Source organism: Vibrio mediterranei, assembly GCF_013364395.1.
In the GTDB taxonomy this organism is placed as follows: Bacteria; Pseudomonadota; Gammaproteobacteria; order Enterobacterales; family Vibrionaceae; genus Vibrio; species Vibrio mediterranei.
Window position 1 is genome coordinate 342,652 of sequence record NZ_JABXGK010000008.1, and the last position, 13,589, is coordinate 356,240.

Here is a 13,589-nt window from a genome sequence, read left to right on the forward strand (position 1 = left end):
GTTGCCTCAATTAAGGAAACATCACTATGACTGAACAAATTTCTCAATGGTTAGCACGCGATCCTGATCCAATTACTAAACACGAATTGCAGCAGCTGGTGGACTCGAACGATGAACGAGAGTTGAAAGATCGATTCAGCTCTCGCCTTGCATTCGGTACCGCTGGCTTACGCGGTAAAGTGGGGGCTGGACCAAATCGTATGAATCGTTTAGTCATTCAAGAAACTGCGACTGGGTTAGGTCATTATCTTCTCGAGCAAGTTAGCGAGGCTTCATCGCGAGGTGTAGTGATTGGTTATGATGGCCGCCCTGATTCCAAGCAGTTTGCGCACGATACCGCGTCCGTTTTAACAGCTCTTGGTATCAAGGTGTATCTGACCTATAAAGTTGCAGCAACGCCTATCGTTGCCTTTGGTGTTCGTGAATTGAATGCAGCAGCAGCCGTTGTGGTGACGGCCAGTCATAATCCACCAGAATACAATGGATTTAAAGTCTATTGGGAAAACGGGGCGCAGATTATTCCTCCACATGACTCTGGTATTGCGGCACAGATTGACGATGCTACGACTCAACCTCTAACGTTGTTACCCTTAGACCAAGCGAAACAACAGGGGTTATTGATTTGGTTAGAAGAGGATTACTATCAAACCTATCGTAAGGCCATAAACCAAAGTGAACTTCTAACACCGGATAGCAATACGGATATTTCCATTGTTTATACTGCGATGCATGGTGTCGGTGCTGACATGGCAGAAACACTGTTAGCAGACGCAGGCTTTAACCAAGTGGCGAGTGTAACTGAGCAGCGAGAACCGGACGGTGCGTTCCCAACCGTTAACTTCCCAAATCCAGAAGAAGCTGGAGCAATGGATATGGTGATGGCGCTCGGCAAGTCTGTAGGTGCAGATATTGCCTGTGCCAACGATCCAGATGCTGATCGTTTTGCAGTTGCAGTTAAACGTCCTGATGGTGAGTACCAAATGCTGACGGGAGATCAAGTAGGGTCATTATTTGGTGATTACTTGTTGGCGGGTCAACCTAATGCGCTGGTGGGGAATACCATAGTTTCGTCGCGCCTACTAAGAAGTATTGCCAAGGCGCATAGTGCTCAGTATTACCAAACATTGACGGGATTTAAATGGCTAACCAACGTCGCAATGATTCAAGAGAGCGTGGACCATCCCTTCCTGTTCGCTTATGAAGAGGCATTAGGGTATACGGTTGGCAATAAAGTGTGGGATAAAGATGGGCTCTCTGCACTTGTGGCGTTTTCACAGTTAACCGGTAAGCTCAAAGCGCAAGGAAAAACGCTGTGGGATAAGCTTGAAGAGCTTTATCGTCAACATGGCTTCTACTTTAATGCCCAGCGCAGTATTGCGTTAGATCCTAAGTCGCCACCTATTGGTGAGAAGCTTCGTCGCAACCCACCGACAGAGATTGCAGGCAAGCGCATTGAAGTGATTGAAGACCTAAATACATCCGTTCGACAATTCGCCGATGGAACGACAGAAACCATCGATTTACCCGCAAGTGATGTGCTGATTTATTTGCTTGAGGATCAATCGCGAGTCATTGTGCGTCCATCTGGCACTGAGCCTAAGCTTAAATGCTATTATGAGGTCATCAGCGATTTTCCACCAGAGATGGACTACGCTCAAGCGAATCAATCGGCTGAAGCCAAAATGTTAGCATTAATTGAAGCGCATCAACGGAGTCTATAACTCAGAAAAAATGCAGTAGAAGAGAGCGGCATGTCAGCCGCTCTTTTGTGTTTTTGACCTATCTAAACCTAGTCTTTTTTATATTTCTATTGATATGTTATAACATATCAATTATTCCTGACTTACCTTTACACACTTAGTAGGCAATCGGCCCTAGTTTAGGAATGTTATTAATTTTAATTGGAGGTATTAGATAAATGGATAAACTCAAGCAGGTCCTGATTGTGGCTGGGACCCATGGCAATGAACTTTCTGGGATTTATCTACATAAGTTAATTAAAGAAGGTCTTTATGCCGTTGATCGCTCGACGTTTTCTGCCTCTTCCATCATTGCTAACCCAGAGGCTCAAAAACAGAACATTAGATATATTGATTCTGACTTAAATCGTGAATTCTCCGCATCTAATAAGGTTGAGAGTTCGAATTCGCACGAATCGAAAGTCGCCAATCAGTTTATTGAACATCACGCAAACACAAGTGATCAACTGATCATTGATCTGCATAACACCACAAGTAATATGGGGGCGACCTTGATTCTACTTGCGGATAGCCCGTTTTATCGAATGATGGGCGCATATGTGAAGCAACGTCTACCTAAGGCAAATATCTTATTTGAAAGCAGGAAATCTTGGAGTGATCAGCCCTATCTTTGCACTGCTAGTGAATATGGCGTCATGATAGAGGTCGGGAGTCAAGCTCATAGCTCGCTAAAATACAGTACGTTAGAGCTTATGAAAGCGATGTGTTCTGTGGTTTTGGATTACATAGAAAAGCACAACCTGAAGCAACTTGGTGAGCTGAATGATTATGACGCTTTTTACTATACCGAAGAGGTCAAAGCACCAGTCGGAAACGACGGTATGCGTGAAGCTGTCGTACATCCCACGCTATGTGGGCGAGATTTCGAAGTACTAAGGAAGGGAGAGCCTTTGTTGGCCACTCTCTGTGGTCATGATATTTATTGGGAGAGCGACAATGAGGTATACCCACACTTTATAAATGAGAGTGCCTACAGTGACTCGAATATCGTGATGGCTTTGGCTGAGAAACACACGGTTTCAGTTCGATAGGATGGGCTTCTATCTTATCTAGCGACTACTGCGATGACCACAAACCCGCTGAGATATGTTCTGGATAGGCAATACGGGTGGCATACCATAGTAAACAAGCTCTAAATAGTTTCTATTTAGAGCTTTCTAGATCAGCTCGACAACACAGGGGACATTCCGTAATCCTGCCCGCCCATGAAAAGTAAGCCAATGATCATCAGTATAACGCCACCAACCAGCTTGAGATAACTGCCAGTTAGCTTCCAGTTAACGGAGTGCTCACTGTTTGCCACCACTAGATACCGTTTAAGTATATGTTTGCCAGACAGAGTCATTAGTGCAATCAGTGACGTTGTTAAAGCCGTTCCTAGTCCCATCAGAATCGCACTGATTACTCCCATCCAATATAAACCAACAACGTTTGCGAAAAGCAGGACCATAATGGCGCCACTGCAGGGTCTAACACCTATGGATGCAACAATGCCTAAGTATTCTTTCCATGTTGAAGCTTCGTTGATCATCTGTGCACTAACAACATGCTGATGCCCACACCCGCAGTTATCGCCATGGGAATGGTGATGTTGAATACCTGTTGCTTTGGCCACTATAGGTGAGGGCTTGATAGCGTAGGTGGCAGGATTTACCTCAAGCTTTGTTTTCTGTTTCGTGTTTAGAGAAGAGAGTGGAGCTAGACTACGGATCTTGAGGTTGTGAGAACGTGAGAGCTTAAAAATCTGCGCTGCGGCCTTCCAGCAAATAATGCCTCCCAATAAAGCAACGAGCGCAAAGCTAATTGAAACAAAAATCATGGCATCACGGTTGACGGCCTGCATTGAGGCATTGAAACCCCAAATGAGGACGCTCACGAGTACAATAGCAACGAGTGCCTGACACAACGCAGAAATAACGGTTAAAACTAAGCTAGTTTTAACTTTGGTTGGGTGGGTCGCCAGATAAGTGGTCACGATGACTTTACCGTGACCTGGACCAATGGAATGGAGCATTCCATAAAGAAAACTGGCGCCAATCAAGTAGCCACCAGCGATCAAAGGTTGTGTTTGAGCATCGTATAGCAAATCGGCAAGTTGTGCGTTCACCTCACGCTGCCATTGAATGCTCATCACGACCAGTGACGGCCATGTTTGCCATAACAGATATAAGCTTACAACCAGTAGTATAGAGACGACTATCGCTACAAAGATACGTCGATAATGTAAGTGTGCTTCTTTGGTGTGGTTGAGTGTTACATTGTTCTTGTTTTGCTTCATAACGTTTGATTCAATTTGCTTTGAGTTTGTCATTGCGAGTCGGAAACATTGGCACAATGGATACTTGCAGTTTGTGTAAAGAGGTGACCCAATGTGTTATCCGGATCCGCGTCAGCAGGGAGAGACATGGCATAACTCATTTGCTCTGGAGTCGGGTTTGGCTCAATGATGTTGACCTGACATTGGCGGGCTAGCTCTGGTGACAGGACGACATCATTAGTGGATCGCCAAGCCATATCAACATAATAACTCGGCTCATATATTAATAGCTTTAATGAATCGCGAGTAACAGGCAGCGGTTTGGTAAAGGGAATCTCAAAGCTGAGCACCAATTTTGCTTTATCACGGGTCATCTTTGCATTGCGTGCTAGTCCGTACTTTACTGTTTTCTCACCATCGTAAAAGTGAGTGAAGTAATGTTCATCTTTCATATTGTTGAGGACTGACATCGACAAATTATGCAACGTTTCCTGCTCTTTATCGGGAGAAACATCTTCTCCATCAAGCATATAGATAGAGGTTATTGCGTCGAAAGACCACTCCATACTTAAGCTTGTGATGATACCGTCTTGGCCATTGATATGTGTTTTCATTTCAATCCAAGAATGAGGATGAGCCGCAGCAGCGTTAACGAATAACGCTGCGACTAAACCTACCAATAAATACTTGCTCTTTTGGCGGGCTCTATTTTTTAGTTCATAAATCGTCAAAGATGATTACTCCTGCAAACAGCTTAAGAGCTGCTCTTCAAACGTATCATCAATAGTATCTGAAATTAGTTCGATTCGGCTTTCAAAATAATCGTCGAGGACGACTTCTGTTAAACCATCAGACGTTAAGTTGTAACCGAATATTCCATCTTCGGTAATAAATACTGCTTTCATGCGCTCAACGTCTAATTCAACCAATAATAAAATGAGTTTCTGTCGGTTAAATACTTTATCGGGACTAAAACGCCACCCCACGCTTTGAAAGCCTTCCCCCTCATTTTCTGCTTTAAGAAAACCACTCTCTGGGAGGTCTTGCTCAGACACTAGCGGCTTGCTTTGGGAATGATGGTGGTGGTGATGAGGTGGGTGTTGATGAATGCTTGTCTCCCCTTCAAACTCCGATAGGGGGATGGCACCGTGTTCGGCAAAGACCACCTTTGTATTTGGTCGGCCTACTTTCGCTACGTAGGTTGTCAATTTTTCAGAATCGCCTTGCTGGTAGAGATCGAACTTGTTACCCACGATAGTGTCAGCTATCGATATTTGCTGGTTGAAAGTGTCATGTTGAGTATAGCGAGAGTCGGACAAACGACGAGCATCGACAAGCGTGACTGTTTTTTGTAATGAAAGCACTTGGCGATAGTGTTCGGTAGAAAGGACTTCTAACACCTCTTTAGGGTGACCAAGTCCAGTAGGTTCTATCAAAAGACGATCGGGTCTTGCTTCCGACAATAACTGGTTTAATGCAATTTGCATGGGTAACCCGGCTGCGCAGCACATACATCCGCCTGGGACTTCACGAATGAAGACTTGCTGCTTGTCTTTGTGTTGTCCTTGTACCAGACTACCGTCGATACCAATTTCTCCGAACTCGTTAACTAATATGGCCCAACGCTCATTTTTGGGCTTATCCTTCATCAGACTAAGAATTGCCGATGTTTTTCCAACACCGAGAAAACCAGTAATGATGTTAGTTGGAACGCCAGTTATAGGCTGATTGTCAGAGTTCATTAGCGATTCTCCTATAGCCTTGAACAAGCGTATGGTTAGCTGAAACCACCGACTCGGAAAAGGCTGAATATTCAGGTGGTACTTTAGAAATGCTGTTTAAATCAAAATCTGCACCAATATTGGTCATAGGTGGGACATGAAAGTGCTGAGGGAGGTCAAGCCCATCAATCACACAGTTATGACGTACCACGCATCCTTCCCCTATGACAGCATTAAACACAACGGAATTAAAGCCGATAAATACATCATTGCCGACCTCACACGGTCCGTGAACAATAGAGCGGTGCGCAATTGAGGTTCGCTCACCGATGATTACCGAAGCTCCAGCTTTGGAATGAATAACGACACCGTCTTGAATATTGGTGTCTCTTTTGATGACTATCGCTTCCATATCGCCCTGTTCGTTGGTTTCATCAGCACGGATAACGGCATAAGGACCAATAAAAACATTGTCTTCGATAATAACTTTGCCGCAGATAATTGCAGTGGGATCGATGAAAGCCGTTTCAGAGACTTGCGGCATATGACCATTGGGATTTCTTCTTAGCATAGTGTTCTTTGTTCAATAGTGAGTGAAAATTGCGCTGTATCGCATGATTAAAAGTCGTATGAGCTATTTATTGAACACCAATCTCATTGCTCCTACGGGTTGCTCAACCACTTTTTGATTGGTATAGACGAGATTACCATTTACCCAAGTCTTGTTGATTTGCGCAGAGAAAGAGTGTCCATTAAATGGCGACCAGCCACAGTGGTACAGGCTATTGTCGTTAGTAACGAGGGTCGTCGTATCTGGGTCGATGAGAACCAAATCGGCATAGTAACCTTCGCGAACGAATCCGCGCTGCTGAACACCATAACGGACCGCTGGGTTATGGGCCGTTTTCTCAACCAGTTGCGTCATAGTCATATGACCCTGATGCACTTGATCGAGTAAGCTGAGTAGGGCGTGCTGAACCAAAGGCAGTCCAGCTGGGGCTTGCTCGTACGGCACATGTTTTTCTGCCCAAGTGTGCGGTGCATGATCGGTAGCGATAATATCGATTTTTCCTGTATTCAGAGCTTGAAGCAGGGCATTACGGTCATTTGGGTATTTGATAGCAGGATTACATTTAATTTGATTACCAAGGCGCTCATAGTCTTTGTTGCTAAACCAAAGGTGATGAACACATGCTTCGGCGGTGATATGTTTTTTATTAATTGAACCAGACTCAAACAAAGACAGTTCTTTTGCGGTAGTGATATGCAGGACGTGCAACTGACTTTGATACATCTTCGCCAGTTCGACGGCGTAGGATGAGGAAGCAAAACACGCGTCTTCATCGCGGAGTATTGGGTGATCGTCGATGGTCAATGGCGACTTGTCTTGTGCTAACTTCTGTAGGTTCTGCTTTATTACAGCACCGCTCTCACAGTGAGTGACGATGAGCACTGGTGAGTCGCGAAATATAGCCTCTAATGAAGCTGGATCTTCAACTAATAGATTGCCAGTTGAAGCACCCATAAAGACCTTCACGCCACAATGTTTCTGAGGATCAAGCCGCTTTATCTGCGCAAGATTGTCTTCGGTGGCACCCAAGTAAAATGAGTAGTTGGCGAAAGAGGTTTGCTCTGCAATGCTAAATTTGTGCTCTAATGCTTCAATGGTTGTTGTGGCTGGATTGACATTTGGCATCTCCATATAGCTGGTGATGCCACCCGCTACGGCCGCTCGGGATTCACTTGCAATAGTCCCTTTATGGGTAAGACCTGGTTCGCGAAAGTGGACTTGATCATCAATCATCCCTGGAATGATGTAGCCACCTTGGGCATCGACAATGGTGTCACCTGGTTTACTGCTAATGTTGGATGCAATCATCTCGATTCGCTGACCAACAATTCTAATATCCGTCTCAATGATGCTTCCTTCATTGACTAAGCGAGCGTTCTTGATAAGCGTGGCAGACATGGGAATTAGGGACTCCTTTGGGTGAAATAGGCTATTAAATGGTGGTGATTAGTCGTTTCTCGCACATTCGTCGCACACGCCGCTGATCTCAAATTGTGGACTTAGCACGGTAAAGCCTTCCTTTTTGGCGTGTGACTGGAGGCCGGATACCACATTAGGATCAATGATTTGTTCACTGATCTTGTTGCATTGAGAACAGATAAGGAACTGAGGAACGCCGTGCTCATGTTCGCAAAGAATGTGAGAGCAAAAGATGTATTTGTTAGAAACATTGAGCTTATGAGCAAAGTGCTCGCTCTCAAGAAACTCCAAAATACGATAGACCGACATGGCTTGAATATTCTGGTCAAAATGTGTCTTACAATAATCAACTAAGTCATAGGCGGATAACGCTTTATCAGCATGAACTAGTGCTTTTAGGACCAATTTACGTTTAGATGTCAGTTGTTTACCGCGAATCTTACAGCGCTTTTCGGCATGCTCAATAATGTCGTTAATGTCACCCATAATCGCTATACCATATCTAATGTGAGTAACAGCCTTCGTTCATTTGGCAGAACCTCAGGTGAGCGATGAACCAGCCCCAACGCTTCGTTACCTTCCCATCCACTGCCTTTTAACAACGCAACGTCACCAGAAGACAGTTGATTGATACTAGCTTCATTAGGATAAATACCAGACAGATGATCGGGCTTACCATGACTTCCTGCACCGAGTTTACGGCGGTCAACGTCATTATTACTTAGCCATTGGGTCGCACTGCCAAGATAAGTCGTCACGAGTCGACAGGGGACATGATCGACATGAAATTTAGGACACATGGGTTTATCTAAACGAGTCAGACGCAAGCCCGCCTCCTTTAAATCGAATAGACAACAGAACATATCAACGATAAGCGCAATGTCTTCGCCTAAAGCCTCTGCGCAATCATGACTAGCCAGCTTCTCCTTTACCCAATGTGCTGTGTTGCTGGGTGTGACAGTTTGCACTAGCGCTAAAGATGTCTGCTCTTGAAGCAGCAACTCTATACTTTGTGTCATTTCTGTTGAGAGTGAGCGATGCCAAACCGCGATGTTGTGTTCTGGCTGATAAATTCCCGTCAGAGCGCTAGGTTGTAGGCTCAGTGGCAGTGGAGGGGATATTCCCAGATCTGTGGCTGTATTGGTTAAGTAGTTATGCATAAGTGCTTAGCCTCCATTCTCTTGACGTTTGACGGTAGCTTTCCAAACCAAGCTTGAAACAAGAAATAGCCCAGCGGCGACACAAACGATCGTTGGGCCGGTAGGCGTATCCATTAGATAAGAAGTGCGCAGACCTACAATGCTGGAACTGCTTCCAATAACCGCCGCCAATACGACCATGATTTCGGGGGTGCGGCTAAATGGGCGGGCGGTGGCAGCAGGAATGATCAGCATGGCAACAATCAGCAAGACACCCACCACTTTAATGGCGACTGCAACGACGACAGCGAGTGCGATTGTGAGAATCAGTTGCTCCCTTTTGGGAGAATAGCCACTTGCTAACGCGAGATCTTTGTTTAAGGTGGAGAGCAGTAATCCAGGCCAACGAAAGCCAATCAGTCCAACAACCAGTAACGTACCCAGCCAAATCACCAATAAATCGGTTTTGCTTACTGCCAGAATATCGCCGAATAAATAGGCCATCAGATCAAGGCGAATCCCGGATAAAAATGAGACAGCAACCAGACCGATTGCCAATGCCGAATGAGCCATGACGCCGAGTAAGGTATCCATGGCGTAGCCTCTGCCGCTGAAGGTGGAGACGGTTATGGCCATCAGAAGCGCAATAATCAGCACGCCAGGAAAAATAGGCAGCGAAAATGCTAGTGACAATGCAACGCCCAGCATAGAGGCATGAGCGGTAGCATCACCAAAATAGGCCATGCGACGCCAGACAATAAAACAGCCCAATGGCGCGGCGGCTAATGTAACGCCAATTCCTGCTAAGGCCGCTCGCCAGAGAAAATCATCCAACATTGAGTCTTCCTTCTTGGAGAGCGATTGGGGAAGAGTGGTGTCGATAGACACCTAACACGTCTTCATCATCCAAACCGAATAGTGCTTTGTACTCTGGTGATGCACTGACCTTCTCTGGAACACCTTCACAGCACACATGCCCGTTTAAACAGATCACTCGATCTGTTCTTCGCATAACAACGTGAAGATCGTGACTGACCATGATGACAGCACATCCTGTTTGTTTGCGGATCGCGTCGATTTGTTGGTAGAAATCGACAGTACCTCGCTGGTCAAGTCCTTGAGTGGCCTCGTCGAGTAACAGTAGGGATGGTTGCTCCAGAAGTGCTCGAGCCAGTAGGACGCGTTGTAGTTGCCCGCCTGATAGCGACCGAAGTTGCTGTGTTTCTAAGTTAGCAACACCAGCTTGCTCCAAGGCTTGTTTTATCCTTGATTTGGAATGACGCAGAGGAAGCGTTAGAAAGCGATATACCGTCATAGGTAGGGTTTCATCAATATGTAAACGCTGGGGCACGTAGCCGATCTTCAAACTCTCACTGCGCTCGATGTGACCGCTAATTGGGAAGATTGCGCCTATCAAGGTCTTCAATAGTGTGGATTTACCTGACCCATTGGGGCCGACAATCGTGACTATTTCCCCCTGACTCACCGAGATATTTATGTTGTCCAATATTAAATGGCTACCAAATTTAACTGACAACCCGTGGGATGAAATCAACATTCACCTTCTCTCAACTTACTAAGTAACGACGATTTGCAAACCTGTGCATAGAGAAAAGATGCTTGCAAGACGTCTGGAATAAAAGTTATGTTATAACATAACAATTGTAGTTGCCAATCTTATATCTTAAAAAAACAGGGAGAAGAAAATGTTTAAAAAAGCCTTATCAGGCATGGTGGTTGGTTTGGTCGTAGCTTCAAACGCTTACGCTAAGGTACCTAATGTGGCAGTGGATATTGCTCCATTGCATTCGTTAGTGTCTCAGGTGATGGATGGCGTTGGTGAGCCTGACTTATTGATTCGTCCCGAGTCATCACCTCATGAATACCATTTGCGTCCATCAGAGGCTAAAGCTCTCTCAGAAGCGAACGTTGTATTTTGGGTTGGCGAGGGGTTGACCCCATGGCTCGAAAAACCATTATCCAGCTTAGCTGGATCAGCAAAGAAAGTTGAGATGATGGAAGTGGATGGCACAACCTTGTATGACTTCCGTGAGGGTGCCACATTTGAGGCGCATGAACACCATGGAGATGAGGCTCATCATGATGAACATGAACATCACGATGCTGACCACCATGATAAACACCAAGAAGAGCATCATGAGCACCATCATGAAGGCCATGACCCACACGTATGGTTAGATCCTCAAAATGCCGAGGTTTGGGTTAAAGTCATCGCTAAAACACTCTCTGAAGCTGATAGTGAGCATGCATCGATTTATCAGCAGAACGCAAAAGCAACGATTTCTCGCTTACAACAACTGACTTCTGAGATAAAACAGCAAACCCAGAATCTGGGCGGTATTAAATTCATTGTTTTCCACGATGCCTATCAGTATTTCGAACAACGTTTTGGAGTGTTAGCGTCAGGAGCAATATCAGTATCGGACGCGTCGAAGCCAAGTCCTGCGCGTATTACTCAAATTCGCAACACGGTAAAAGAGCTCGGAGTGACTTGTGTGTTTACGGAACCTCAGTTTAATCCGCAACTGGTAAATTCAGTGTTTGAAAACTCTACTGTTACTACCATCGGTGTGATGGATCCTATCGGTGCTGATATCGCAGTAGGTAAAGACCAATATAGTCAGCTGTTGCTGGCGATGCTAGGTAGCCTTCAACAGTGCCAACAGTAAACTCACAATAGTGAATAACCTCTCTGCATTGTGATATGCAGAGAGGTTTATCTGTTTGTTATGCCTTATGCCGTTTCAAAGAACGCCTTGTGATAGGTTACTTCACCTTTAGGGATAGTATTCTCAAATCCTTTCACCAAGAAGTATTCTGCTGGGACATCTGCAAACGTTAGGTTTGGATGAGATTCGAAACCAAAGCGTCCGTAATAACTTGGGTCTCCAAGTAACACAATGCCTTGATAACCGAGTTGTTTGATTTGAGCTTCCCCTTCTCGAATCAGCGCTCCGCCTATGCCTTTGCCTTGATGCTCTGGAATGACAGATACAGGACCCAATCCAACCCAAGTTGAAGCTTCACCATCTATTAGGATTGGTGAAAACGCAATATGACCGATAACCTCGTTATTGGCTTCGCACACAAGAGAAACAGTAAGTGCGTTGTCACGACGAAGTCCGTCGACAATGAGATGTTCTGTTGGTTTCGCACCTGGTTCGTGATGTGGGTGGTTCTCAAATGCTTGATATGTTATTGAGTGGATCTGTTTAGTATCTTCGTGAGTTTCTGTTCTGATTTTCATGCAATTACCTGCTATTTGGCCACGCTTGTTTAAGCATCAAGCCGCTGTTCTTAGCTTATGTGATGTCGTCACTATAAAGTGTGAAGTTATAGACAGGTCAACGACAATTTCTAAAATTCTTATTCGATTGGGAAAGGGGGGAATAACGACGAGTTCTACGAAGGCTCTATTTGTAGATAGATACCTTTTAGAGAGATACCTCGCTAAGGCAAAGTGCATCTGACTTAGCGAGGTTGCATGACGAATGTTATCTAGCTTGACTTAAATTGCTTTCAGGTCGGGCAGAGTATACGCCCCAATATGCTCCATACTTGGTAAGTAGATTCGCATGTTGATGGAAATATTGTCCGTCGGAATATGAAGTAGGTTATCTACATCGCCACATGATCTGGTCTCGGTGTTGCCGTAATACACCGTAAACGATCCATCTTGATTAAACGCCATGTCCTCATTTGCAAGAATGGAATAGTCATCTGTTGCGATATATTGTTTATCGTCGTAGATGGTGATTGAGAAAAATCCGAGCTCCTCATCTTCCATTTTTGGTTTTGGGTAATTAGCAACGTAGCAGGCGTCTTTATCCAAGTTATATTCGGCCACCTTATAACTTGCGTGCGCATCAGGCAGTAGACCTGTTGAGATGGCAACACCGCGATTTCGTGCATCCTGATCTATCGTGATACCTGCCTGGAGATCTGCCATAGCATTGGCTATACCCTGTGACTGAGCGATGGATACCCATTTATGATGTATAGGTTTAAATGTGTCCATATCCCAAGCGGTGACTTTATATGGTGTTGGTTCAAAAGCTCTGTCTACATACTCAAAGTGCAGTTGATCTTGGAAATCATTTACTTTTTCGATATCTGATGCTTGGGAGGCATTCACTTGGGTACGTGCATAAAACGCAATGTAGTCACTGGTGTCTGTGGCTTTAATAATGTGCTCACCTGACCCGTAGAAGACATAGGCGGTGTCATGATTGTGATTCATGACGTGCAGAGAGACATAACGTCCATCAAATTCTGGAATCGTAACCTTTATGTCAGAGCGGGCATCTGCAATAACGAATGAATATAGCGTGTCTCGATTCATCATCGGTGCAGGTTGCTCATCTAGTGCAATGGGTGCTCTATGATGATGCCAATCTTGAAGAGCACCGTTACCCGCTTCAACATTCATTGCCATATCAAACATGGCAGTTGAGTAATTCTCTTCCGTGACGGTTACTAATTCCGAAGCGAAAACGGTTGATGAGGTCAGTGATAATAAGGTTGCTAAAAGAGTCTTTTTCATGCTTGGCCTGTGTTGGTCTGCGCGTTGCTCCAAATGGGTTGGAGTGTGGTTTTAAAAGTGTCCTTCGATCTTGTTAATTCATCCTGATGACAAATAATTTACCAAGGTGACATGATTAGATATATTTAATATTAATTAGCATCATCTTTAGATTTATT

14 protein-coding genes are annotated in these 13,589 nt (G+C 44.9%); 3 read left to right on the top strand and 11 right to left on the bottom strand.

The window, feature by feature from the left end; genetic code table 11:
• Nucleotides 1–26: 26 nt before the first annotated feature.
• Both HOP38_RS18560 and HOP38_RS18565 read left to right on the top strand, forming a co-directional pair.
• Nucleotides 27–1,721: a phospho-sugar mutase gene (locus HOP38_RS18560; protein WP_198558671.1), complete on the top strand. Its 1,695-nt coding sequence runs from the start codon at nucleotides 27–29 to the stop codon at nucleotides 1,719–1,721.
• 197 nt (nucleotides 1,722–1,918) lie between these two features.
• Nucleotides 1,919–2,791, top strand: a complete 873-nt coding sequence (locus HOP38_RS18565; RefSeq protein WP_198558672.1) for an aspartoacylase — start codon at nucleotides 1,919–1,921, stop codon at nucleotides 2,789–2,791.
• Between the two features lie 131 nt (nucleotides 2,792–2,922).
• On the opposite strand, the gene HOP38_RS18570 is transcribed toward HOP38_RS18565, so the two are convergent.
• The 9 genes from HOP38_RS18570 to HOP38_RS18610 form a co-directional block, all read right to left on the bottom strand.
• Nucleotides 2,923–4,071, bottom strand: a complete 1,149-nt coding sequence (locus tag HOP38_RS18570; RefSeq protein ID WP_242456558.1) for a nickel/cobalt transporter — start codon at nucleotides 4,069–4,071, stop codon at nucleotides 2,923–2,925.
• Nucleotides 4,068–4,742, bottom strand: coding sequence for a DUF1007 family protein (locus HOP38_RS18575; protein ID WP_373455204.1), 675 nt, complete (start codon nucleotides 4,740–4,742; stop codon nucleotides 4,068–4,070). The genes HOP38_RS18570 and HOP38_RS18575 overlap by 4 nt, the downstream gene beginning before the upstream one ends.
• A gap of 12 nt (nucleotides 4,743–4,754) precedes the next feature.
• A complete protein-coding gene (locus tag HOP38_RS18580) occupies nucleotides 4,755–5,759 on the bottom strand; it encodes a CobW family GTP-binding protein (RefSeq protein WP_038226242.1) in 1,005 nt (334 codons plus the stop codon).
• Nucleotides 5,749–6,309 carry an LbetaH domain-containing protein gene (locus HOP38_RS18585; RefSeq protein ID WP_006069242.1) on the bottom strand — a complete coding sequence of 187 codons (561 nt, stop codon included), beginning with the start codon at nucleotides 6,307–6,309 and terminating at the stop codon, nucleotides 5,749–5,751. The genes HOP38_RS18580 and HOP38_RS18585 overlap by 11 nt, the downstream gene beginning before the upstream one ends.
• A gap of 63 nt (nucleotides 6,310–6,372) precedes the next feature.
• Nucleotides 6,373–7,707, bottom strand: a complete 1,335-nt coding sequence (locus HOP38_RS18590) for a dihydroorotase (RefSeq protein ID WP_198558673.1) — start codon at nucleotides 7,705–7,707, stop codon at nucleotides 6,373–6,375.
• Between the two features lie 48 nt (nucleotides 7,708–7,755).
• A complete protein-coding gene (locus tag HOP38_RS18595; protein ID WP_031493159.1) occupies nucleotides 7,756–8,214 on the bottom strand; it encodes a Fur family transcriptional regulator in 459 nt (152 codons plus the stop codon).
• A 5-nt stretch (nucleotides 8,215–8,219) separates the two neighbouring features.
• Nucleotides 8,220–8,888 carry a DUF1826 domain-containing protein gene (locus HOP38_RS18600; RefSeq protein ID WP_107305993.1) on the bottom strand — a complete coding sequence of 223 codons (669 nt, stop codon included), beginning with the start codon at nucleotides 8,886–8,888 and terminating at the stop codon, nucleotides 8,220–8,222.
• A gap of 6 nt (nucleotides 8,889–8,894) precedes the next feature.
• Nucleotides 8,895–9,704, bottom strand: coding sequence for a metal ABC transporter permease (locus tag HOP38_RS18605; RefSeq protein ID WP_198558674.1), 810 nt, complete (start codon nucleotides 9,702–9,704; stop codon nucleotides 8,895–8,897).
• Nucleotides 9,694–10,425 carry an ATP-binding cassette domain-containing protein gene (locus HOP38_RS18610; protein ID WP_198558675.1) on the bottom strand — a complete coding sequence of 244 codons (732 nt, stop codon included), beginning with the start codon at nucleotides 10,423–10,425 and terminating at the stop codon, nucleotides 9,694–9,696. The genes HOP38_RS18605 and HOP38_RS18610 overlap by 11 nt, the downstream gene beginning before the upstream one ends.
• A 148-nt stretch (nucleotides 10,426–10,573) precedes the next feature.
• Here HOP38_RS18610 and HOP38_RS18615 point away from each other — a divergent pair, with 148 nt between their 5' ends.
• Nucleotides 10,574–11,557: a zinc ABC transporter substrate-binding protein gene (locus HOP38_RS18615; RefSeq protein WP_062455865.1), complete on the top strand. Its 984-nt coding sequence runs from the start codon at nucleotides 10,574–10,576 to the stop codon at nucleotides 11,555–11,557.
• 65 nt (nucleotides 11,558–11,622) lie between these two features.
• Here the strand turns inward: HOP38_RS18615 and HOP38_RS18620 are convergent, their stop codons facing one another.
• The gene (locus tag HOP38_RS18620) at nucleotides 11,623–12,135 is read right to left on the bottom strand and encodes a GNAT family N-acetyltransferase (RefSeq protein WP_006069235.1); all 513 of its coding nucleotides are present in this window, start codon (nucleotides 12,133–12,135) and stop codon (nucleotides 11,623–11,625) included.
• A 261-nt stretch (nucleotides 12,136–12,396) separates the two neighbouring features.
• Nucleotides 12,397–13,431 carry a DUF1214 domain-containing protein gene (locus HOP38_RS18625; protein WP_006069234.1) on the bottom strand — a complete coding sequence of 345 codons (1,035 nt, stop codon included), beginning with the start codon at nucleotides 13,429–13,431 and terminating at the stop codon, nucleotides 12,397–12,399.
• Nucleotides 13,432–13,589: the final 158 nt, after the last annotated feature.